22 protein-coding genes and 1 pseudogene are annotated in these 20,374 nt (G+C 64.5%); 9 read left to right on the top strand and 14 right to left on the bottom strand.

Annotated features, from left to right (window positions below):
• Positions 1-181: 181 nt before the first annotated feature.
• Complete coding sequence (locus AB8717_RS18970; protein ID WP_443748883.1) at positions 182-2,467, top strand: NADP-dependent malic enzyme; 2,286 nt, start codon at positions 182-184, stop codon at positions 2,465-2,467.
• Here AB8717_RS18970 and AB8717_RS18965 read toward each other — a convergent pair.
• From AB8717_RS18965 to AB8717_RS18955, 3 genes are all read right to left on the bottom strand, one after another.
• Positions 2,464-4,179: an AmpG family muropeptide MFS transporter gene (locus AB8717_RS18965; protein ID WP_443748882.1), complete on the bottom strand. Its 1,716-nt coding sequence runs from the start codon at positions 4,177-4,179 to the stop codon at positions 2,464-2,466. The genes AB8717_RS18970 and AB8717_RS18965 overlap by 4 nt on opposite strands.
• Positions 4,180-4,228: 49 nt before the next feature.
• Positions 4,229-5,746, bottom strand: a complete 1,518-nt coding sequence (locus AB8717_RS18960; RefSeq protein WP_443748881.1) for a response regulator — start codon at positions 5,744-5,746, stop codon at positions 4,229-4,231.
• A 69-nt stretch (positions 5,747-5,815) separates the two neighbouring features.
• Positions 5,816-6,553, bottom strand: coding sequence for a YoaK family protein (locus tag AB8717_RS18955; protein WP_443748880.1), 738 nt, complete (start codon positions 6,551-6,553; stop codon positions 5,816-5,818).
• A gap of 75 nt (positions 6,554-6,628) precedes the next feature.
• Here AB8717_RS18955 and AB8717_RS18950 point away from each other — a divergent pair, with 75 nt between their 5' ends.
• Positions 6,629-7,003 (top strand): ArsR/SmtB family transcription factor, encoded by a 375-nt coding sequence (locus AB8717_RS18950; protein ID WP_443748879.1) that lies wholly within the window; start codon positions 6,629-6,631, stop codon positions 7,001-7,003.
• Positions 7,000-7,533, top strand: coding sequence for an SRPBCC family protein (locus tag AB8717_RS18945; RefSeq protein ID WP_443748878.1), 534 nt, complete (start codon positions 7,000-7,002; stop codon positions 7,531-7,533). The genes AB8717_RS18950 and AB8717_RS18945 overlap by 4 nt, the downstream gene beginning before the upstream one ends.
• On the opposite strand, the pseudogene AB8717_RS18940 reads toward AB8717_RS18945, so the two are convergent.
• The 7 genes and pseudogenes from AB8717_RS18940 to rdgB all read right to left on the bottom strand — a co-directional run bounded on the left by AB8717_RS18940 (position 7,530) and on the right by rdgB (position 13,512).
• Positions 7,530-9,078: pseudogene (locus AB8717_RS18940) on the bottom strand (YifB family Mg chelatase-like AAA ATPase). The gene AB8717_RS18945 and the pseudogene AB8717_RS18940 sit on opposite strands and share 4 nt — an antisense overlap.
• 203 nt (positions 9,079-9,281) lie before the next feature.
• Positions 9,282-10,235, bottom strand: a complete 954-nt coding sequence (gene gshB / locus AB8717_RS18935; protein WP_443748877.1) for a glutathione synthase — start codon at positions 10,233-10,235, stop codon at positions 9,282-9,284.
• Positions 10,236-10,294: 59 nt separating this feature from the next.
• The gene (locus AB8717_RS18930; protein ID WP_443748876.1) at positions 10,295-10,690 is read right to left on the bottom strand and encodes a YraN family protein; all 396 of its coding nucleotides are present in this window, start codon (positions 10,688-10,690) and stop codon (positions 10,295-10,297) included.
• Positions 10,677-11,546 carry a 16S rRNA (cytidine(1402)-2'-O)-methyltransferase gene (gene rsmI / locus AB8717_RS18925; RefSeq protein ID WP_443748875.1) on the bottom strand — a complete coding sequence of 290 codons (870 nt, stop codon included), beginning with the start codon at positions 11,544-11,546 and terminating at the stop codon, positions 10,677-10,679. The genes AB8717_RS18930 and rsmI overlap by 14 nt, the downstream gene beginning before the upstream one ends.
• A complete protein-coding gene (locus AB8717_RS18920; protein WP_443748874.1) occupies positions 11,543-11,755 on the bottom strand; it encodes a hypothetical protein in 213 nt (70 codons plus the stop codon). Before AB8717_RS18920 ends, rsmI begins: the two co-directional genes overlap by 4 nt.
• A gap of 19 nt (positions 11,756-11,774) precedes the next feature.
• Positions 11,775-12,905, bottom strand: coding sequence for a radical SAM family heme chaperone HemW (gene hemW, locus AB8717_RS18915; protein ID WP_443748873.1), 1,131 nt, complete (start codon positions 12,903-12,905; stop codon positions 11,775-11,777).
• Positions 12,898-13,512, bottom strand: coding sequence for an RdgB/HAM1 family non-canonical purine NTP pyrophosphatase (rdgB, locus tag AB8717_RS18910; protein WP_443748872.1), 615 nt, complete (start codon positions 13,510-13,512; stop codon positions 12,898-12,900). Before rdgB ends, hemW begins: the two co-directional genes overlap by 8 nt.
• A 115-nt stretch (positions 13,513-13,627) precedes the next feature.
• Here rdgB and AB8717_RS18905 point away from each other — a divergent pair, with 115 nt between their 5' ends.
• Complete coding sequence (locus AB8717_RS18905; RefSeq protein WP_443748871.1) at positions 13,628-14,149, top strand: DUF2975 domain-containing protein; 522 nt, start codon at positions 13,628-13,630, stop codon at positions 14,147-14,149.
• Positions 14,146-14,358 (top strand): helix-turn-helix domain-containing protein, encoded by a 213-nt coding sequence (locus tag AB8717_RS18900; RefSeq protein WP_443748870.1) that lies wholly within the window; start codon positions 14,146-14,148, stop codon positions 14,356-14,358. The genes AB8717_RS18905 and AB8717_RS18900 overlap by 4 nt, the downstream gene beginning before the upstream one ends.
• Here AB8717_RS18900 and rph read toward each other — a convergent pair.
• The 3 genes from rph to AB8717_RS18885 all read right to left on the bottom strand — a co-directional run bounded on the left by rph (position 14,355) and on the right by AB8717_RS18885 (position 15,683).
• Positions 14,355-15,071, bottom strand: coding sequence for a ribonuclease PH (gene rph, locus AB8717_RS18895; RefSeq protein WP_443750923.1), 717 nt, complete (start codon positions 15,069-15,071; stop codon positions 14,355-14,357). The two genes, AB8717_RS18900 and rph, sit on opposite strands and share 4 nt — an antisense overlap.
• A gap of 106 nt (positions 15,072-15,177) precedes the next feature.
• Positions 15,178-15,396, bottom strand: coding sequence for a hypothetical protein (locus AB8717_RS18890; RefSeq protein WP_443748869.1), 219 nt, complete (start codon positions 15,394-15,396; stop codon positions 15,178-15,180).
• Positions 15,397-15,458: 62 nt separating this feature from the next.
• On the bottom strand, positions 15,459-15,683 hold the full coding sequence (locus AB8717_RS18885; RefSeq protein ID WP_443748868.1) for a hypothetical protein: 225 nt from the start codon (positions 15,681-15,683) through the stop codon (positions 15,459-15,461).
• A gap of 131 nt (positions 15,684-15,814) precedes the next feature.
• On the opposite strand from AB8717_RS18885, the gene hrcA reads away from it, so the two are divergent.
• The 3 genes from hrcA (at position 15,815) to AB8717_RS18870 (ending at position 17,861) form a co-directional block, all read left to right on the top strand.
• On the top strand, positions 15,815-16,909 hold the full coding sequence (gene hrcA, locus AB8717_RS18880; RefSeq protein WP_443748867.1) for a heat-inducible transcriptional repressor HrcA: 1,095 nt from the start codon (positions 15,815-15,817) through the stop codon (positions 16,907-16,909).
• Positions 16,910-16,943: 34 nt separating this feature from the next.
• Positions 16,944-17,561, top strand: a complete 618-nt coding sequence (grpE, locus tag AB8717_RS18875) for a nucleotide exchange factor GrpE (RefSeq protein WP_443748866.1) — start codon at positions 16,944-16,946, stop codon at positions 17,559-17,561.
• A gap of 147 nt (positions 17,562-17,708) precedes the next feature.
• Positions 17,709-17,861: a hypothetical protein gene (locus AB8717_RS18870; RefSeq protein ID WP_443748865.1), complete on the top strand. Its 153-nt coding sequence runs from the start codon at positions 17,709-17,711 to the stop codon at positions 17,859-17,861.
• A gap of 5 nt (positions 17,862-17,866) precedes the next feature.
• Here AB8717_RS18870 and AB8717_RS18865 read toward each other — a convergent pair whose 3' ends face one another.
• Positions 17,867-18,139 (bottom strand): usg protein, encoded by a 273-nt coding sequence (locus AB8717_RS18865; protein WP_443748864.1) that lies wholly within the window; start codon positions 18,137-18,139, stop codon positions 17,867-17,869.
• Between the two features lie 194 nt (positions 18,140-18,333).
• Between AB8717_RS18865 and AB8717_RS18860 the strand changes: the two genes are divergently transcribed.
• On the top strand, positions 18,334-20,367 hold the full coding sequence (locus tag AB8717_RS18860; RefSeq protein ID WP_443748863.1) for a M3 family metallopeptidase: 2,034 nt from the start codon (positions 18,334-18,336) through the stop codon (positions 20,365-20,367).
• The last annotated feature ends 7 nt before the right edge of the window (positions 20,368-20,374 follow it).

Here is a 20,374-nt window from a genome sequence, read left to right as displayed (position 1 = left end):
AAAACCGTGCACAATCATTTAGGGTTTGAAGGTTAGACCTGAAACGGTCGCATAAGTGCTTTTCAGTCGCTATTTGTCAGACTATATACGATCGTGAACTACCGCATATTGATACGCCGCGCATTGACGCGGGGGCAATGTGAGCGCTAACATAATAAAGACCAGTACGAAGACGGGACCAATGCCAAGCGAAAAACAGACCTTCAGCGACGAAGAAGCGCTCAATCTCCATCAGTATCCGACGCCGGGCAAGATCGGCCTGGCCCCGACCAAGCCGATGGCGACGCAACGTGACCTGGCGCTGGCCTATTCGCCGGGCGTGGCCGTGCCGGTCCGCCGCATCGCTGAAAACCCGGACGCCGCCTACGACTATACCGCCAAGGGCAATATGGTCGGCGTCATTTCGAACGGCACCGCCATCCTCGGCCTCGGCAATCTCGGCGCGCTGGCGTCGAAGCCGGTCATGGAAGGCAAGAGCGTCCTGTTCAAGCGCTTCGCCGATATCGACAGCTTCGATATCGAAGTGGCGACGCAGGACCCGGACGAGTTTATCACCGTCGTCAAGAACATCACCGCGGCCTTTGGCGGCATCAACCTGGAAGACATCAAGTCTCCGGAATGCTTCATCATCGAATCGGCCTTGCAAGACATGGCCGATATCCCCGTCTTCCACGACGACCAGCACGGCACGGCCATCATCGCCGCCGCCGGCCTCATCAACGCGCTGGAAATCACCGGCAAGGCCATCGAGGACGTCAAGGTCGTCCTGTGCGGCGCCGGCGCCGCCGGCCTGTCAAGCTTGAGCCTGGTCAAGGCCCTGGGCGTGAAGAAAGAAAACACCGTCGTCGTCGACATCCACGGCGTCGTCTACGAAGGCCGTACGGTCGATATGGACCAGTGGAAGTCGGTCCATGCCACGAAGACCGCCAAGCGCACCCTGGCCGAAGCCATGGTCGGCGCTGACGTCTTTTTAGGGTTGTCGGCCAAGGGCGTGCTGACCGCCGACATGGTCGCCACCATGGCGCCCAATCCGATCATCTTTGCCATGGCCAATCCCGATCCGGAAATCACGCCGGAGGATGTCGCCAAGGTCCGTTCCGACGCGATCGTCGCCACCGGCCGTTCGGACTATCCCAACCAGGTCAACAACGTCCTGGGCTTCCCCTACATCTTCCGCGGCGCGCTCGACGTCCGCGCCCGTCGCGTCAATCACGAGATGAAGCTGGCCGCTGCCCGTGCGCTGGCCCAGCTGGCGCGTGAGGACGTGCCGGACGAGGTCGCCGCCGCCTACCAGGGCCGCCGCCTCAAGTTCGGCAAGGACTACATCATCCCGTCGCCCTTCGATCCGCGCCTGATCTGGTATATCCCGCCCTTCGTGGCGCAGGCCGCCATGGATACCGGCGTGGCCCGCAAGCCGATCGACGACATGGACGCCTACCGCAAGCGCCTGGAACAGCGCCTCGATCCGTCGGCGGGCTTCCTGCAAACCATCACTTCGGTCGTGCGCTCGCGCTCGCCCAAGCGCATCGTCTTCGCCGAAGGCGAGGATATCAGCGTCATCCGCGCCGCCCACGCCTTCAAGGCGCAGGGGCTGGGCACGCCGATCCTGTGCGGCCGGGAAAACCTGGTCGAGGCCAATATGCGCGCCGCCGGCATCGATCCGGCCGAGGAAGGCATCGAGATTATCAATGCCCGCCTGTCGCACCGCAATGCCGCTTACAGCCAGCTCCTGTACTCGCGCCTCCAGCGCAAGGGCTTCCTGAAGCGCGACGTCGACCGCCTGATCAACCAGGACCGCAACTCCTTCGCCGCCGCCATGGTGGTGTCGGGCCACGCCGACGGCATGGTGACCGGCGTCACGCGCAGCTTCGACCACGCGCTGGAAGAGGTTCTGCGCGTCGTCGATCCGGCGCCGGGCGGCCGCATCATGGGCATGAGCGTCGTGCTGGCCAAGGGCCGCACCGTCTTCATCGCCGATACGACCGTGTCGGAGACGCCAAGCCCGGAAGAGCTGGGCGATATCGCCATCGAAGCCGCAATGGCCGTGCGCGGCATGGGGCATACGCCGCGCGTCGCCTTCATGAGCTATTCGACGTTTGGGAATCCTTCAGGCGAGCGGTCGGAGCGCGTCATGCGCGCCGTCGAACTGCTGGAAGAGCGCGGCGTCGACTTCGAGTTCGAAGGTGAGATGCCGCCCGACGTGGCGCTCGATCCGGCCATGTGGGCCAATTATCCGTTCCAGCGCCTGACCGCGCCGGCCAACGTCCTGATCATGCCGGCCATCCAGTCGGCCTCGATCTCGACCAAGCTGGTCGAAGCGCTCGGTGGCGCGACCGTCATCGGCCCGCTGCTGCTCGGCCTGTCCAAGCCCGTGCAGATCTGCCAGCTGTCCGACAGTGTGTCCAAGATCCTCGCCATGGCGACGTTTGCGGCATACGACGTCAGATCAGCGGCGCACCGCAGTTAACCGTCCAGAGCCGCGGGCGCTTCGGTTGCCTGCGGCTTGTAGCGCACGAACAGCCAGACGCTCATGGCCACGGCGATGAAGCCGACGACGATCGTGTAGGCAAAGAAGGCGAAATAGCCCGCGCCCATGGCCGGGACGCTGACGCCCAGCTTCTGCGCCGCCGTGACATAGGCGTCGGGCGTCAGGTGACCCATCAATCCCTTGAACAATGCGCTGAAGCCGCCCGTATCGGCGGCCTTGGCGGACGATTCGACGATGCGGCCCGACTGCGACGCCACCAGCTTGCCCAGGATGGCGTAGAAGCTGGAAAACAAGGCGTATTGCGGGGCCGTGAATTCCGCCGAGACCAGGGTCGACATGTAGACGATCAATACCGTGCCCTGGATCGAGGCACAGATATTGTCGAGCGCCAGGGCCAGGGCGAGCGCCTCGAAATTATGTCCGGCGCAGGCCAGGATCATGAAGCCGACATGGCTGAGCGGGCCTGTCACTGCACCGACGATCAGCGCGGTGCGCAGGCCCATGCGCGCCATGATCCAGCCCGAGATCACAACGCCGACCATGGTCATGGCTGCCCCGTAGAATTTGCGCATGGCGCCGACCGCATCGAGCGAGAAGCCGAGATCGAGATAGTAGGGATTGGCGATGTTAAGCGTGAATTCGCTGACCCGGTAGACGCAGATCAGCAGCAGGATGAACACGGCCCATTTGTCGAAGCGCTTGAAAAAGTCTTCCATGGGCAGGATGAAGGCCGTATGGAAATAGGCGCCGGGCCGCGTCTTCCACGGCAGCGGCCAGCAGGCGCCGATCATCAGGCAGAGGCCGCCGAGCGCGAAGGGAATCTGCAGCATCCAGCCGGTGGCCGGGGTGGTGAAAAGGATGTCGAACGGCTTATGCTGGATGCCGGCGAGGCCGAGAATCCCGTCGATCAGGTCGGGCTTTCCGGTCAGGCCCGACCCCATGATTACGGCGGCCGCGACGATGATGAGCCCACGCACTATCCATTCGAAGCCTTCCAGGATCGGGCGTATCGGCACGCCTTCGTAATGGATGGCTCTTGGGGTGTGCGGCGCGCCCTTCGGCGCGAACCACACGCAGATCCAGCCGAGGCCGATCATCGCCGCCATGATGGCGTAGGCGGCCGGCCAGCCGATGCGTGTCGCCAAGAGCAGCGGGACCGCGCCGGAGACGATGAAGGCCGTGCGATAGCCCCACTGGTAAGCCGCGGTCATGACGCTGAGTTCTTCGCGGGTCTCGGCGGCCTCGATCCGCCAGGCGTCCAGCACGATGTCGTGCGTGGCGCCGAAGAAGCCGGTCAGGGTGGCGAACAGGGCCAGCTGGATCAGCTGTGTCCGGGGATCCGACGCGGCGATGGCCATCAGGCTGAGGGCGATCAGCACCTGCAACACGATCATCCAGCTGCGGCGGTGGCCGAGCTTTGCCGTCAGGAAGGGAATGTCCAGCCGGTCGATCAGCGGCGCCCACATGAATTTGAGCGCGTACGAGAAGCTGACCAGGATGAAGAAGCCGATGACGCTGAGTGACACATTGTCGACGCGCAGCCAGGCGTTAAGCGTGTCGCCGATCAGCAGGTACGGAATGCCGGTGGCGTAGCCGAGCCCCAGCATCAGCATCGGCTTGGGCTTCGCATAGGCAGTGATGGCCGCCCAGGTCGATTGGCGCGGGGTCGTCGGCTGCGGGCTTTCGCTCATTCTTGTCGTCCTTTTTCAGGACGACGGTATTCGGCTTTGAAGAGTCTGTCTAGGCTGAGCGGGCCTGGGGCTGGCTCTGCGTCCAGGTCGCCAGACGCGCGCGCAGGGCGGCGATCTCGATCGGCTTGGTCAGGAAGTCGTTCATGCCGGCCGCCATGCAGGCGCGGCGGTCTTCCTCATAGGCGTTGGCCGTCAGCGCGATGACCGGCGTCTTGCAGCCCGAAGCGCGCAAGGCGCGCGTTGTGCCGATGCCGTCGAGGCCCGGCAGGCCCAGGTCCATGAAGATCAGGTCGAAGGCGCGCGTCGCGATGATGTCGATCGCTTCTTCGCCCGAGGCGGCGCGTTCGACGCGGCAGCCCTCGCGTTGCAGCAGGATCTGCGCCAGCAGCGCGTTGACCGGGTTGTCCTCGACCAGCAGGACGACCTTGTCCTGGGCGGTTTCCGAGGCGATGCGTTCGTCCTGCGCGGCGGCGGCCGGGCTGGCGGCGCGGATGTCGCTGAGCGCGTCGAGGCGCTCGATGAGCGAGCCGCGGCGCAGGGGCTTGATCAGGTAGCCGGCCCAGCCCTGTTCGCGCCAGGCCTCGATCTCGTCGCGCTCTTCCGGCGCCAGCAGGATCAGGCTGCGCGGCGAAGGCGCCGGCATCGGGCCCTTGCAGGCCGCGCGGTCGTGCAGCACCAGCGTATCGTCGAGCGCAAGGCCGTCGAGCGACGGCACGGTGCGCAGGCCCCCGTCGAAGGCGGTCAGATGGCTTTTGGCGCTGTCGGCCAGGATGCTGTTGTGCGAGACCAGGGTGACTTCGTGCAGCGGGCGGACCAGCGGCTTTTTCGGGCGCACGCCGTAAGGGGCGCGGAACTGGACGCTGAACATCGAACCGGCGCCGAGTTCGCTGTCGAGCGTGACCGTGCCGTTCATCGCTTCGACCAGCTTTTTCACGACCACCAGGCCCAGGCCCGCGCCGCCGTAACGCGTGGCGTGGCTGGGATCGACCTGGCCGAATTCCTCGAAGATGCGCGTGCGGGCTTCCTCGGCGATGCCGGGACCCGTATCGCGCACGGCGAAGCGGATCATGCCGTCGCCGGTCAGCGTGACCTGGATCAGCACGCCGCCCTTCTGGGTGAACTTCAGCGCGTTGCCGGCGAGGTTGAACAGAATCTGGCGGATGCGGCCTTCGTCGGCGACGATGAATTCAAGGCGCGGATCGAGCGACCAGGCGATCTCGATATTGTTCATGTGGGCGCGCGGCGACAGCAGCTCGGCCACGCCCTGCAGCAGGGGTTCGAGATGGACCTCCGTCGTCTCCAGCTCGATCTTGCCGGCGTCGATGCGCGCATAGTCGAGGAAGTCGTTGACCAGCGTCAGCAAGTGCTCGCCCGATTCCTGGGCGGTGGCGATGTAGGATTTCTGGTCGGGCGACAGCTGCGTGCGCGACAGCAGCGACAGCATGCCCATGACACCGTTGAGCGGGGTGCGGATTTCGTGGCTCATCAGGCGGAAGAAGCTTTCGCGCGCCTTCAGGCGCTCTTCCGCCGACTGGCCGTTCTCGGTATTGCCGCTGTCTGTGGTCACTGCGTTTTCCCTATCCTTGTCCAGGCAGCATAGACCACAAGGTTTAAGACGGGGTTTGCAGGCGGGAGGTTATTCCTCGCGGAACAGGTGCTGGAGGCGCACGTTCCACGGCAGGCACAGGGCCAGGGCTGTGCTCAGGCAGACGACCGGCAGCCACAGGGACTGTTCCGGCCAGGCGTGGGTCACAAGGGCGCCGATGCCGGCGCCCGCCACGAAGAAGGCGAAAAGGCTGCCGTAATAGCCGGCGAAACGGCGGGCGCGGACGACCCGGTCCGGCGGCGTGTCGCCTGAGTCCCTGGGCGCGTGGCGCAGGCGGGAAAACACCGTCCAGTCGAGCAGGCCTTCCAGGAAATGGCGCAGGTTCGCGCTGGTCGACACCGACGTGAAGGCAAAGCCGCCGATGCGGGTGAAGCTGGTCCCCTGGATGGCGGCGACGAAGGCGATGCCGGCGACGGCCGCGTCACCGATATGGTCGCCGATAATGGCCAGCCCGGCCAGGAACAGGATTTCGATGGCCAGCGAGGTGCGCGAGGGCGACGGAATCCAGCGCCGGAACGGCCATTGACGAAGGGCATGAGCCGCAGCGACACCGAAGGCATAGGCGATCAGCGGCACCAGGTAGCTGTAGGCCTTTGTGTAGTCGCCTTCCATGGCGCGCACCAGCAGGGTCACCAGATTCCCGGTCATGGCGTTGGCGAAGACGGCGTGGTGCGCCACGAAGGTATAGGCGTCGAGCGTGCCCGCCGCGAAGATCAGCAGGATCGCGACCGGCAGGCTGTCCTGGGGATTGGCGGGGCGATAGGTCATGGTCCGGATATAGGCCGGGAAAATTATTCAACCAAATGGTTGACAATAAAAAGTCGGCGATCTACATTCAACCACATGGTTGAACATGAAACACCCCAACTCAATTCCGTTTTCCATGCCCTGGGCGATGCCACGCGGCGGCAGATGCTGCGTGACCTCACCGGCGGTGAACGGACGGTCAGCCAACTGGCTGAGCCCTTTTCGATTACGCTGGCGGCGGCGTCCAAGCACATCAAGGTGCTCGAAGTCGCCGGCCTGATCCGCCGCCAGGTCCGGGGACGCACGCACCTGTGCAGTCTCGATCCCGGCCCGCTGGCCACGGCCCATCAGTGGCTGAGTGTCTATGAGCGCTTCTGGAACAGCCGTCTGGATGTGCTCGAACGGCTGCTTCGCGAGGAAGACGCCGCGAAAACTTCAAATCCGTTGAATCCCAAAGGAGAAGACCAATGACCGGACTTGCCACCGCTGACGCCTACGGCGTGCTGACCGAACCGAAGACGCTGAAGATCGAGCGCCTGCTGCCCGGACCCATCGACCGCATCTGGAACTATCTGACCGACGGAAGCCTGCGACGCCTGTGGCTGGCCGCCGGACCGATGGAAATGAAGACTGACGGCGCCTTCGAATTCATCTGGCGCAATGACGAACTGACCGATCCGCCGGGCCGCCGTCCCGACGGCTTCGGGGAGGAGCACCGCATGGAAGGCCGCGTTGTCGTGTACGATCCGCCGCACAAGCTGGCCATCACCTGGAGCGAGTCGGGCGGCGTAACGTTCGAACTGACCGCCAGGGGCGACCAGGTCCTGCTGACCCTGACGCACAGCGGCGTCCCGAACCGCGGTTACCTGCTCAGCGTCAGCGCCGGCTGGCACATGCACCTCGACATCATGGCGGCGCGCCTCGAAGGCCGCAATCCGGCGCCGTTCTGGGATGGCTGGGCCCGCCTCAAGGCCGATTACGACAAGCGCCTGCCGGCCTAAATCTGCAGGCTGGTGACCGCGCCTGTCTCCGGCGCGGTCGTCCGGCGATAGATCAGGGCTTCGGCGATATGGCGGCGCAGGACGTTCGGCGACTGTTCGAGATCGGCGATCGTCCGCGCCAGCCGGAGCGTCCGCGTCCAGCCCCGTGCCGTCAGCCCGTTGCGTTCGGCTGCCTGGGTCAACAGCGCCTTGGCCGCCGGATCGAGAACCGCGATGGCTTCCAGTCCCGACCCGTAGGCCGTGGCGTTAAGCGCGTTGCCGGCTGGCAGGTTCAGGGCTTCGGCCCGGTCCGACTGGATTTTCCGCGCCACGGCGACGCGGGCGGCGACCTCGGCGCTGCCTTCGGCCGGCGCCGGCAGGGCCAGGTCGGCGGCGGTGACCGGCGGCACGTCGATCTGGAGGTCGATGCGGTCGATCAGCGGTCCCGATACCCGGCCCTGGTAGTCGCGCAGGCAACGCGGCGCCTTGCCGCACGCCCCTTTTCCGACGCCGCCGTAGCCGCACTTGCACGGATTCATCGCCGATATCAGCTGGACCCGCGCAGGATACCTGATGTGGTGGTTGGCGCGGGCGACGACGACTTCGTTGGTTTCAAGGGGTTGCCTGAGCGCATCGAGCGCTTGCGGCGAAAATTCCGGCAATTCGTCCAGGAAGAGCACGCCGTTGTGCGCCAGCGAGACTTCGCCCGGCTTGGCGCGCATGCCGCCGCCAGTCAGGGCGGCCATGGAGGCGGAATGGTGCGGCGCGCGGAACGGCCGTTCGCGCGTCAGCTCGCCCTTGGCGATCAGGCCGGCCATCGACCAGATCTGCGAGGTTTCGAGCAGTTCGTGCGAGCTCATCGGCGGCAATATGCCGGGCATGCGTTGCGCCAGCATCGACTTTCCCGAGCCCGGCGGGCCGACGAACAGCAGATTGTGACCGCCGGCCGCCGCGACTTCCAGGGCGCGCTTGGGCACTTCCTGGCCTTTGACCTCGCGCAGGTCGAAGGGCTGTGCTCCGGCCGCCAGCTCGCCGCGCACGGGCCGCTCCAGAATGGCCGTGCCCTTGAAATGGTTGATCAGCGCGATGATCGATTTCGGCGCCAGCACGGTGTCGTTGCCGCCCCACATGGCTTCGGGCCCGTTGTCGTGCGGGCAGATCAGCCCCATGCCCCAGCCATTGGCGGCGATCGCCGCGGGCAAGGGCGCCGGCAATGGCCGCGATCCGGCCGTCCAGCTTCATCTCGCCGACGCAGACATAGCTGTCGAGCGCATCCTGCGGGATCAGGTTCATCACCACCATCAGGGCCAGCATGATGGGCAGGTCGTAGTGGGTGCCTTCCTTGGGCATGTCGGCCGGCGACAGGTTGGCGACGATCCGCTGGTTCGGAATGCCGAGCCCGATGCCGGCAAAGGCACCGCGCACCCGCTCGCGGCTTTCGGCGACGGCCTTGTCGCCCAATCCGACCACCTGGAAGGCGACATGCCCCTTCGTCAGGACGACCTCGGCCTCGATCCTGCGCACCTCGGCGCCTTCGAAAGCGATCGTCGTCACTCGCGCCGGCATGAATCCCCCTGATCCGCGTGAAGGCCACTCGAATCGTCGGACATTACTTCCTAATGACTCGAAATTATCCACACCCTAGGGCGGGACAAAATACAAATCAAGAACGAAAAATGAACTTATGAGGAATTAAAAAGTTAACGCGGGGGAAACTTCGGAAAAATGTGCAAAATTTCGCGTATATCCCGAGTTGCCGTAAAGGCAACTCAACCGGCCGAACGGCGGGTTTCCTCGATGCGATCCCACAAAGCGTCGCCGGCGTCAATGCCTTCGAAGGCCTTCATCTGGACCGCGCCGGTGGGCGAGGTGACGTTGATCTCGGTCAGGTAGTCGCCGATAACGTCGATGCCGACGAACATCAAGCCCTTTTCTTTCAGCACCGGCTTCAGCGTCTCGCAGATCTCGCGGTCGCGGTCGGTCAGGACCAGTTTTTCCGCCCGCCCGCCGACGCGCAGGTTCGAGCGCACCGCGCCCTCTTCGGGCACCCGGTTGATGCCGCCGACGATCTCACCGTCGATCAGGATGATGCGCTTGTCGCCGGCGCTGACCGCCGGGATGAACTTTTGCAGGATGACCGGTTCGCGGCTGATGCTGCCCATCAATTCGACGAGGGCGTCGAGATTGCGGTCGCCGGCCTTGAGCTTGATGATACCGTTGCCGGCGGCGCCGTGCAGGGGCTTCAGGATGCAGTCGCCGTGCTCTTCGAAGAAGGCGTGCAGGGCTTCGTAGTCGGACGAGATGATGGTCGGCGGTTGCAGGCCGGGGAAACGCGTCGCCAGCAGTTTTTCCGGGGCGTCGCGAACGCTGGTCGGATTGTTGACGACCAGCGTCTTCGGGTGGACGACTTCCAGGAAGTAGGTGGCGGTGATGTAGGCGATGTCGAAGGGCGGATCTTGGCGCATCAGGATGACGTCGACATCCTTCGACAGGTCGAGGTCCTGATAGTCGCCGGCCGTGACGTGGTCGCCCTTGACTTCGCGCAGGGAGACGGGCCGGGCGCGGGCGAAGGGCTTGCCGTCGAGCAGGGTCAGGTGGCGGGGTTCGTAGACGAACAGCTGGTGTCCGCGCCGCTGCGCCGCCATCATCAGCAGAAAGGTCGTATCCCCGCCGATATTGATCTTCTCGATCGGGTCCATCTGGACGGCGACGCGCAGCGGCATGGGAAACCTCTCAGAATTTTGCCCCGCTCATATGCGGTGCGGGAGGGGGCGGCGCAAGGCTAAAACCGCTCTATCTTTTCGAAGGCGTTTTTGGTGTGGCGCGGCCATCGGCCGGGCGTGAGCGTATAGAGATCGATATTGAGATCGAGCGCCGCCAGCTGCGGGCGGGTTTCCTGAAGCGCCAGCCCCGCTTCCCACAGCCGGTCCTGCTGGATCGCCGTCACGGCTGTCAGGGCGGCGTCGGCATCGCCGCGCGACTTGACCTCGATCACGGCCAGGCGTTTGCCCTTCTGCGCCAGGATGTCGATCTCGCCTTGCGGCATGGGAAGGCGAAACCCCAGGATGCGATAACCCTTCAGCATCAGGTGGACCAGGGCGACATATTCCAGCATCCGCCCGCGCCGGCGCGCCTTTTTGCCGCGTGCCGACCGGGCGGCGGCTCTATCCACGGTCATGGCTCTTTAGCGCCAGGGCCTTTTCATAGATGACCTTGCGCGGAATGCCGAACACCTGGGCCAGCTGCTTTGCCGCGTCGGACGGAGAATAGTGTTCCAGCGCCAGTTTCAGCGCGTCGTCGAGCGAGTCGACTGACGGCTTTTCCTCGGGCGCCGGCGCCACGACGATGACGATCTCGCCCTTGGGTTCCTGCAGGTGCGGGTCGGCGGCGAGGGCCGACAGGGTGCCGCGATAGGCATTCTCATAAAGCTTGGTCAGTTCGCGGCAGACGCAGGCTTCGCGGTCGCCCAAGACGGCGAGCATGTCCGTCAGGGACTCATGCAGTCGCGGGCCGGTTTCGAAGAAGACCAGCGTGGCGTTTTGCGTGATGAAGTCCCCGAAAAAGGTCTGGCGCGCCGATTGTTTGTTCGGCACGAAGCCGGCGAACAGGAAGCGGTCGGTCGGCAGGCCCGCCAGGCACAGCGCCGCCAATACGGAAGACGCGCCGGGAATCGGATGGACGTTGACGCCGGTTTCGCGCGCCACCTCGACCAGGCGGAAGCCCGGGTCGGATATCAGCGGCGTGCCGGCGTCCGATATCTGCGCTACGACCTGGCCGGCGTGCAGGCGCTCGATGATTTCCGGCAGGACCGCCGGACCCGCATGGTCGTCATAGCGCAGCAAGGGCTTTTTCAGGTCGTAGGCCGACAGCAGCTTGGCGGCGACGCGTGTGTCCTCGGCCAGCACCACATCGGCGGCGCGCAGGACGTCGAGCGCGCGCAGCGTGATGTCGCGCAGGTTCCCGATCGGCGTGGCCACGACGTAGAGGCCGGGCGTGACGGGCCGCGGCGGCGGGGCGAAGAAGGCCTCTGTCATTGATCCGGCCGCGTCCGGCCGCGTCCGCCCTTGAGGTGGCCCATGCGGCCGAGCACGATGCGCGCCGCGACCCAGACGACGGCAAAGACGACGACGGCGATCTGGAAGCCGTGCGGAATGTCCTTGAACAGGCCGAGCGCATTGGCGGCGAACAGGGCCACGGCGACGGCGAAGGCGATGATGTAGGCGATAAGGCCGGTTCTGGTCATGAATAAAAGTCTCCGGCGCCTATGATAGGAGTTCGAACAGCAGCCTGTCCAGCACGACCCGGCCTTTTGCCGTGGCACGCAGGCGGTTGCCATCGATCGCCATGAAACCGTCGGCGATCAGGGGCGCGGCGCGAGTGCCAAGGCCCAGGTCGGGCGTACGGGCAAGGTCCAGCCCTTCGATCAGGCGCAGGCCCAGCATGGCGGCTTCTTCCTGGGCTTCGATGGCGTTCAGCGCTTCGCTGTCGTGGCCGGTGCCCGTCTCGTTCACGCGGGCAATATAGGTTTTAAGATCGCTGAGCGCTGTCGTGGCGTGGCGGATGCCGGCCTTCGTCAGGCGGCCATGAGCGCCCGGCCCGACGCCGATATAGTCGACGCCTTCCCAGATCAGCACATTGTGCTGCGACCGCGCGGCGGGGCCGCGCGCGTGGTTCGACACCTCGTAGGCTTCAAAGCCTGAACGTTCCAGCGTGTCCTGCGTGGCGAAATAGAAGGCTTCGGCTGTCTCTTCGTCTGGCGGCGCCCACAGCTTGCGGCGGACCGCGCGGCCGAACGCCGTGCCGGATTCGATGGTCAGCTGATACGGCGAGATATGTTCGACGCCGAGCGCCGCGGCGTCCGTCAACGCCTTGCGCCAGGCTTCGGCGGACTGGCCGGGCAGGGCGTAGATCAGGTCGAGCGACACGCGGCCGAACGCGCCTTGCGCGGTTTCGATGCCGCGTCTGGCTTCGGCGGCGGAATGGTTGCGGCCGAGGAATTTCAACGCGTCGTCGTCCAGCGACTGCACGCCCAGCGACAGGCGATTGATGCCGGTCTGATGAAAGGCGCGATAGCGGCCGATCTCGGCGTCGGTCGGATTGGCTTCCAGCGTGATTTCGATCGGCTCCGCGGCTGGAAAGAGCCTGCGTGCCTCGGCGACCAGGTCCGCGACCCACTCCGGCGGCAGCAATGATGGCGTGCCGCCGCCGAAAAAGACGCTTGCCAGCCGCCTTGGGCCGATCGCTTCGGCCTGGGTGCGCAGGTCGGTCAGGATGGCGTCGAACAGGGTGCGCTGGATCGCCTGGCCGCGGTCGCGCGTGACGTTGAAATCGCAATAGGGACAGATGCGCGCGCAGTACGGCCAGTGGACGTAAAGGCTGACGGGCTCAGTCAATGAGCGCCGCCTTCAGCTGCGCGAAGGCGCGGCTGCGGTGGCTGATGGCGTCCTTGGCGTCGGCGTCCATTTCGGCGAAGGTGGTCTCGAAGCCTTCGGGTTGGAAGATCGGATCGTAGCCGAAGCCCTTGGCGCCGCGCGGCTTGACCAGCGTGCCGTCGATGCGGCCTTCGAAGACGCAGGCATGGCCTTCCGGCCAGGCGACGGCCAGGGCGCAGGTGAACCAGGCGGCCGTGGTGAAGGCGTCGCCCTGCTGCTCACGGGCGACGTCCATCTTGTGCCAGATGACCTCGGCGGCGCGGGTGAAATCCTTGTCGGGCCCCGCCCAGCGCGCGCTGTAGACACCGGGATCGCCGTTCAGCGCCGCGATGCTCAGGCCCGAATCGTCGGCCAGCGCCACCATGCCGGCGCGCAGTGCCGCGTGGCGGGCTTTCAGTATGGCGTTGCCGACAAAGGTGGTTTCGGTCTCTTCGGGCTCCGGCAGGTCGAGGCTGCCGGCGGTCACAATTTCGAAGCGGCCGTTCAGGATGGCGGCGATTTCGACCGCCTTGCCCGGATTGTGGGTGGCGGCGATCAGCTTTTGACCGGGGATCAGCGACAGGCTCATGACGGCTCCTTATTCGGGCCGTCTTGTAACCGAGGCACGGCAAATGAAAAGAGCCGTTGTGCGAAGCCTGCGATTTATGGGATGAAGGACCGTCCTTCACCGCTCCGGACCCCCTATGCGCTTCCTCGGCCCGCGTTCGATCTCAAGCCTGCTCAAGACCGCGCTCGACGTCGTCTATTACGGTTTGCTGAGCCTTCTGGTGGTGGTGGTCCTGGCGGCGGTCGCCCTGCTGGTCATGCCGAACATGGCCGCCGAAATGGTGCGCCGCTTCGACCTGTCGGCCGACATGTCGTCGGGTATGGAAGCCCTGATGATGCTTGCCTTTGCTCTGTCGCTTGGCGGCTATCTGCTGGTGACGCACCTGACGCGCCAGGTGTTTTCGACCCTGGCCGCCGGCGACGCCTTCCATCCGGACAATACACGGCGCCTGCGCTGGATCGGCTTCGGCCTGGCCGGTCTCGAAATCCTCAGCTATGTCGGCCGCGCCTTCATGGAGCACGTGATGCATGTGCGCCTCGACCAGGGTTACGGCCTGCGCGCGGTGACGGCGTGGTTCTCGGTGCTGGTGGTCTTCGTCCTGGCCGAAATCTTCAAGGAAGGCGCGCGCCTGCGCCAGGAAGCGGACCTGACCATATGATCCGCATCCGCCTGGCAGACATGCTGGCGCGCAAGCGCCTGTCGATCGTGGAGCTGTCCGACCGTACAGGCATCACCGTGCGCGACCTCGAGGTTCTGCGCGACCAGGGCGCCATGGCGCTGCGCTTACGGACGCTCGATTGCCTTTGCCGGGCGCTGTCGTGCACGCCCGGCGATATCCTGGAATATAGCGAAGACGAACCGAATTAACGGCCGAGCGCCTTGTTCTGCAGCTCGAACAGGGTCTTGCAGCCGGCGTGCGCCAGATCGAACAGGGCGTTGAATTCGTCGCGCGAAAAGCCGCGTTTTTCACCCGTCGCCTGGATCTCGACCGAATGACCGTTGCCGGTGATGACGAAGTTGGCGTCGGTTTCGGCGTTGGAGTCCTCGTCGTAGTCGAGGTCGAGCACCGGCGTGTTCTCGAAGACGCCGCACGAAATCGCCGCGACCTGGTCGATGATCGGGCTCGATTCGATGACCTTGTCCGCTACCAGCTTGTCGCACGCCATGCTGAGCGCCACCCAGGCGCCGGTGATCGAAGCGGTACGCGTGCCGCCGTCGGCCTGGATGACGTCGCAGTCGAGCGTGATCTGGCGTTCGCCGAGCGCCTTCAGGTCGATGATGGCGCGCATCGAGCGGCCGATCAGGCGCTGGATTTCCTGGGTGCGGCCCGATTGCTTGCCGGCAGCCGCTTCGCGGCGCGAACGCGTGTGGGTCGAGCGCGGCAGCATGCCGTATTCGGCGGTGACCCAGCCCTGGCCCTTGCCCTTGAGGAAGGACGGCACGCCCTGTTCCAGCGAGGCGGTGACCAGGACCTTGGTGTGGCCGAAGCTGACCATGCACGACCCTTCGGCGTAACGCGTCACGCCGGTTTCGATCACCACGTCGCGCAGCTGATCGGGTTTGCGGTTCGAGGGACGGATGGTCTTGAGGGCGGAAAGGGCTTCGAACTGGGACATGACGGCTCTGGATCAGGGGGACGGTGCCGCCTGCCTAACAGCTTACTGGACCCGTGAAAACCCTTTACTTTCAGAGACCGCGACAGGTTTCGTTTGCATCCTTTTCGGACGGTGACGGCGTACTGGGATGGTCGCCCTTGGGCGGGTCCTGGGGCTTTGCACAATGGGGCGGCGGACCGGATTTGTCGGGACCGTCATAGTCGGTCGCCGGCTTGCCCATGCGGTCGAGATCGGCGCAACCGCCCAAGGCCAGGCCGGCGGCGGCGAGGATCGCCAGGGTTCGTTTCATATCTGCCCCCATAAAGGTTGTTATGGGGGACGATATTACCGGCGTTTGTGGCTAAGTTTGGACTAATCCGCGCGGATGGCGGTGGCGCAGTCACGGTCGCCGCAGATATAGGTGGCGCCCCCGAATTTCCCGCTCTTTTCGCTGGCGGCGATGACGTCGGCCGCCGGCAGGTATTTGGGGTGATAGCCGGTCGAGGCCAGGGACGAGGATGAGGCCGGGGCCATCGAACAGGCGCCAAGCGCACAGGTCGCGGCAAGGAGGGCGGCGGGCAGGGCGATACGGGTCATGACGGCATCCATAAGATGGAAGTTTTGCAAGCTTGTGACGCCGGATGCAATAAGGAAGCCATGCGTTCTTTAAACCTTGGCGGAATCGCCTGTCTTTTGTAAAATAGCTTCGTCAAGACCATATGGGGCGCATGCGTCACTCTCCGCGTTTTCAAAGCCTGATGAATTCCGCCGCGCCGCTGAGCGAGCTCGATGAGCGTGCGCGCGAAGTCTTTCGCCAGATCGTCGAAACCTATCTCGAAACCGGTGAGCCCGTGGGCTCGCGCACCCTGTCGCGCGGCGGCGTGCACCTGTCGCCGGCCTCGATCCGCAACACCATGCAGGACCTGTCGGCGCTGGGCCTGTTGTCGGCGCCGCATATCTCGGCCGGCCGCCTGCCGACCCACCAGGGCCTGCGCCTGTTCGTCGATGGCCTGCTCGAAATCGGCGACCTCAGCGAAAACGCCAAGCAGGATATCGAGGCGCGGCTGATGGCCAAGGGCCGGACCTTCGACGCGGCGCTCCACGAAGCCGGCAACCTGTTGTCGGGCCTGGCCGGGGGCGCGGGCCTGGTCATGACGCCGGTCTTCGAATCGGGGGTCAAGCACGTCGAATTCATTTCGCTGGGCATCGACCAGGCGCTGGCCGTGCTGGTCTATGACGACGGCCGCGTCGAAAACCGCCTGATGCCGCTGGCACCAGGCACGACGCCGTCCGTGCTGATGGAGGCGTCGAACTATCTCAATGCGCGGCTGAAGGGCCGCACCCTGGGCGAGGCCAGGACGCTGCTCAAGGCGGAACTCGACACGGAACGCCTGCGTCTGGATGAGGCGGCCGCGGCGCTGATCGAAGCCGGACTGGCCGTCTGGTCGGGCGGCGACCAGGAAAAACGCGCCTTGATCGTGCGTGGCCGCTCCAACCTGCTGGAAGGCGCCGAGACGCTGGAGGACCTGGAACGGGTACGCTCGCTGTTCGACGATCTCGAGCAAAAGGAAGAGCTGATCGACCTGCTCGACGACGTCATGGACGCCCAGGGCGTCAGAATTTTCATCGGCGCCGAATCGAAACTGTTTTCTTTGTCGGGCTCGGCTGTTATTGCAGCGCCCTACATGATGCGTGAAAGCCGGACGGGCGGACCCAGGGTGGTCGGCGCCATCGGCATCATCGGGCCCACCCGGTTGAATTACGCACGTATCATCCCACTTGTGGACTATACCGCAAAGCTATTGGGCCGGCTCCTCGATTAGGGGCCTTTGCCCGTGATGTAAGGACGACTTTGATATGAGCGAAGATACCGGCACGCCTGAAAGCAACCTGGAAGAGGACGGCACCGCCCTGCTCAACAAGGCGCTGGAAGAGCTGCAGGCCGAAAACGCGCAGCTCAAGGAACAGGCCATGCGCTACGCCGCCGAGGTCGAGAACGTGAAGCGCCGCGCCGAGCGCGAATCGAACGATGCCCGCGCCTACGGCATCCAGCGTTTCGCCACCAGCCTGCTCAACGTCGCCGACGTGCTGAGCCGCGCCCTGTCGTCGGTTCCGGCCGACATCGCAGACCCCGCGTTCAAGAACTTCGTGGCCGGCATCGACATGACGGAAAAGGAACTGGCGGGCGCCTTCGAAAAGAACGGCGTCAAGAAGATCGCGCCGCTCAAGGGCGACCGCTTCGACCCGAACCTGCACCAGGCGGTGATGGAGCAGCCGTCGACCGAGGTCGAAGGCGGCGGCGTCATCATGGTCATGCAGGCCGGTTACGAGCTGTTCGGCCGCGTCATCCGCCCGGCCATGGTCGCCGTGGCGGCCAAGACGGCGGCGGCCTCCCAGCCGGCCCAAAACGCTGCAAAGAACGGCTATGACGCCTCGGGTGAAGACGCCGGCGACCGGATCGACACCCAGGCCTGACCCGCCCTTTGATTGCCGAAAAGCCTCCGGTTGTGCCGGAGGCTTTTTTCGTGTCTGAAATATTTCACAGACGACACTCTTGACGGGATTCCGGGGCGGGCCTATTCCCGCCGTAGCTATTGAAAACAGGGGATGGAGACCGTCGGCATGTCCCGATTGCGTCTTGCACACGAGGGGGGCTCAGGCCCGCACAATCACAACAGGCCGCGCAGCCCGCGCAAGCGGTTGCTGCCCATGCTTGCCGCCCTGATCATAATGGTGGCGATTGCCGCCGGGATGGCCTGGCTGGCCTTGCGCTGACGCGGTCAGTGCAGGTGGAATTCGCCGTCGATGGCCCGCCATTCGCTGGGTCCGATCAGCGACTTGTGCGCGTAGCGGACCGAATGCAGCGGCCCGTCGAGATGGGCCTCCCAGAAATCGAGAAACTTCTTCAGCGCCGGAAAGTCCGGGGCGATATCGTAGTCCTGCCAGACATAGGTTTGCAGGACCGAATGGAAATCGGGCATGTGATAGAGAATGTGCGCGGTGGTCATGCCGTACCCGCGCATCTGGCGCTCGAACTCTGGCGAAACACGCATAGGCTACTCCTCAACAGAGGCTGGTCAGCGTAACAAAATGGTGCTGGACTTCAAGTTATTTTCTGTTAAAAACTGTTTAATTACAAATAATTAACAGCAACTGACAGCGAGTGCTGCCAAACGCCGGCCTTGCCCGGTTGCCAATTGTTACAATTGTGCTTAACTCGCCGCTTCCTGAAATGAAGGGGCACTCCATGTCCAATCGCCTCCGCCTTACTCTTGCCGCTGTCCTGCTGGCCGGGACCGCCGCCTCCGCCTATGCGGCACCGAAAGCCAAGCCGGCGGTTTCGCCGCTCGATGCCGAAGCCAATGCCTTCCTGGCCCAGTTGCCGGTCACCGAAACCTCGCCGGCCGCGATCACGGCCCGCTGCGACGCTGCCCTGGCGCTGGGCACCAAGGCCGAAAAGGCACTGGAAGCGCGTAAAGGCGCAGCGACCATCGCCGGCGATTACAAGTCCTACGACACGCTCAACCTGATCGTCGGCGACGCCAACAACGAAATGTACCTGGTGTCGCAGACCAGCACGGTCAAGGAAGTCCGCGATGCCGCCGAAGCCTGTCTGCCCAGGCTCTCGGACCTCGGCACGGCGATCGGCCTTTCACGGCCGATCTACGACCGCCTGGCGGCGATCCCGGCCAAGGGCCTGGACGCCAAGACCGCCTTTACGCTGAAAAAGCAGCTGACCAATTATCGCCTCAGTGGCGTCGACAAGGACGACGACACGCGCGCCAGGGTCAAGGCGCTCAATACCGAGATCACCGAAGCGGGCATCCTGTTCGAAAAGAACATCCGCGACGACAAGGGCGACATCGCGCTCAAGCCCGAGGAGCTGAAGGGCCTGCCGCAGGACTATATCGACGCCCACAAGCCGGGTGCCGACGGACTGGTGCATATTACCTACGACTACCCCGATGTCATTCCGGTGTTCGACTTCGCCGACATCCGCGAGACGCGCAAGAAGGTGCTGGCCGGTTATTCCAACCGCGGCTGGCCGGCCAATGACGCGGCGCTGAAGACCCTGCTGGAAAAGCGCTATGAGCTGGCCCAGGTGCTGGGCTATCCCGACTACGCGCACCTGATCACCGCCGACAAGATGATCGGTTCGCCAGAGCGCGCGGCGAAATTCCTCGACGACGTCAATGCGGCCGCCAAGCCGGGCGCCGATGCCGAAAATGCCGAGCTGCTGGCCTTCGCCAGGACGCTCGACCCGTCGATCGAACGGCTTGAGCGCTACGACAATTCGTACATGTCGAACAAGCTGCGCAAGGCCAAGTATGATGTCGACGCCGCCGAGGTGCGCCAGTACTTCACCCTGTCCAAGAGCCGCTCCGGTATCTTCGCCCTCGTCCACGACCTGTTCGGCGCCGACATCCGGCCATGGAACACCAAGGTATGGAGCCCCGACGTCACGGCCTGGGAGCTGTATGACGGAAACCGTCTGGTCGGCCGCTTCTATCTCGACCTCAGCCCGCGCGCGGGCAAGTACAACCATGCCGCCCAGTTCCCGATCCGCACCGGCGTCGAAGGCCGCCAGGTGCCGGTCGGCGCCCTGGTCACCAACTTCCCGGCGACCGGACCGATGGATCACGGTGACGTCACGACCTTCCTGCATGAGTTCGGCCACCTGATCCACGACATGTATTCGGGCCATACGCAGTACGGCACGCAGTCGATGGGCGCCCTGCAATGGGACTTCATCGAAGCGCCGTCGCAGCTGCTGGAGGAATGGACCTGGAACTACGACACGCTCAAGGGCTTTGCCTCGAACGACAAGGGCGAGCCTATTCCGGAAGCGCTTGTGAAAAAGATGAATGCCGGCCGTCACTTCGGCGAGCCGACCATGTGGAAGGGCCAGCTGGCCTATTCGGCGGTGTCGCTCAACTTCTATGACCGCAAGCCGGACTTCGACCTGGCGTCGACCTATGACGAACAGATCGCGCGCTATTCGATGTTCCCGCCCATGCCGGGTACCCATTCCTATGCAGCGTTCGGGCATCTGAACGGCTATTCGGCGATCTACTACACCTATGTCTGGTCCAAGGCGATCGCACTCGACCTGTTCACGAAGTTCCAGGCCGACGGCATGCGCAATCCGCAGACCGCCATGCGCTACCGCAAGCTGGTGCTGGAACCGGGCGGCTCGCAGGACGCCAATGTGCTGATCGAGAACTTCCTCGGCCGGCCGCTCAGCCTCGAGGCCTTCAAGAAAGAGCTGCAGACCAAGTAAATTCTGG

Origin of the sequence: Asticcacaulis solisilvae, from assembly GCF_052327315.1 — a bacterium.
Taxonomy (GTDB): Bacteria; Pseudomonadota; Alphaproteobacteria; order Caulobacterales; family Caulobacteraceae; genus Asticcacaulis; species Asticcacaulis solisilvae_B.
Note: the sequence above shows the minus strand (reverse complement) of the source record. Positions and strands in the feature narration are given on the sequence as shown.

Bases quoted from the DNA above. Each gene is read 5' to 3' on its own strand.
- AB8717_RS18970 (WP_443748883.1), top strand. From the start codon at position 182: ATGCCAAGCGAAAAACAGACCTTCAGCGACGAAGAAGCGCTCAATCTC.
- AB8717_RS18890 (WP_443748869.1), bottom strand. From the start codon at position 15,396: ATGAAACGAACCCTGGCGATCCTCGCCGCCGCCGGCCTGGCCTTGGGC.
- AB8717_RS18865 (WP_443748864.1), bottom strand. From the start codon at position 18,139: ATGCGTGTTTCGCCAGAGTTCGAGCGCCAGATGCGCGGGTACGGCATG.
- grpE (WP_443748866.1), top strand. From the start codon at position 16,944: ATGAGCGAAGATACCGGCACGCCTGAAAGCAACCTGGAAGAGGACGGC.
- AB8717_RS18955 (WP_443748880.1), bottom strand. From the start codon at position 6,553: ATGACCTATCGCCCCGCCAATCCCCAGGACAGCCTGCCGGTCGCGATC.
- AB8717_RS18965 (WP_443748882.1), bottom strand. From the start codon at position 4,179: ATGAGCGAAAGCCCGCAGCCGACGACCCCGCGCCAATCGACCTGGGCG.
- AB8717_RS18950 (WP_443748879.1), top strand. From the start codon at position 6,629: ATGGTTGAACATGAAACACCCCAACTCAATTCCGTTTTCCATGCCCTG.
- AB8717_RS18930 (WP_443748876.1), bottom strand. From the start codon at position 10,690: ATGACCGTGGATAGAGCCGCCGCCCGGTCGGCACGCGGCAAAAAGGCG.
- rsmI (WP_443748875.1), bottom strand. From the start codon at position 11,546: ATGACAGAGGCCTTCTTCGCCCCGCCGCCGCGGCCCGTCACGCCCGGC.
- rdgB (WP_443748872.1), bottom strand. From the start codon at position 13,512: ATGAGCCTGTCGCTGATCCCCGGTCAAAAGCTGATCGCCGCCACCCAC.
- AB8717_RS18860 (WP_443748863.1), top strand. From the start codon at position 18,334: ATGTCCAATCGCCTCCGCCTTACTCTTGCCGCTGTCCTGCTGGCCGGG.
- AB8717_RS18945 (WP_443748878.1), top strand. From the start codon at position 7,000: ATGACCGGACTTGCCACCGCTGACGCCTACGGCGTGCTGACCGAACCG.
- AB8717_RS18905 (WP_443748871.1), top strand. From the start codon at position 13,628: ATGCGCTTCCTCGGCCCGCGTTCGATCTCAAGCCTGCTCAAGACCGCG.
- AB8717_RS18870 (WP_443748865.1), top strand. From the start codon at position 17,709: ATGTCCCGATTGCGTCTTGCACACGAGGGGGGCTCAGGCCCGCACAAT.
- hrcA (WP_443748867.1), top strand. From the start codon at position 15,815: ATGCGTCACTCTCCGCGTTTTCAAAGCCTGATGAATTCCGCCGCGCCG.
- AB8717_RS18920 (WP_443748874.1), bottom strand. From the start codon at position 11,755: ATGACCAGAACCGGCCTTATCGCCTACATCATCGCCTTCGCCGTCGCC.
- AB8717_RS18885 (WP_443748868.1), bottom strand. From the start codon at position 15,683: ATGACCCGTATCGCCCTGCCCGCCGCCCTCCTTGCCGCGACCTGTGCG.
- AB8717_RS18900 (WP_443748870.1), top strand. From the start codon at position 14,146: ATGATCCGCATCCGCCTGGCAGACATGCTGGCGCGCAAGCGCCTGTCG.
- gshB (WP_443748877.1), bottom strand. From the start codon at position 10,235: ATGCCGCTGCGCGTCGCCGTCCAGATGGACCCGATCGAGAAGATCAAT.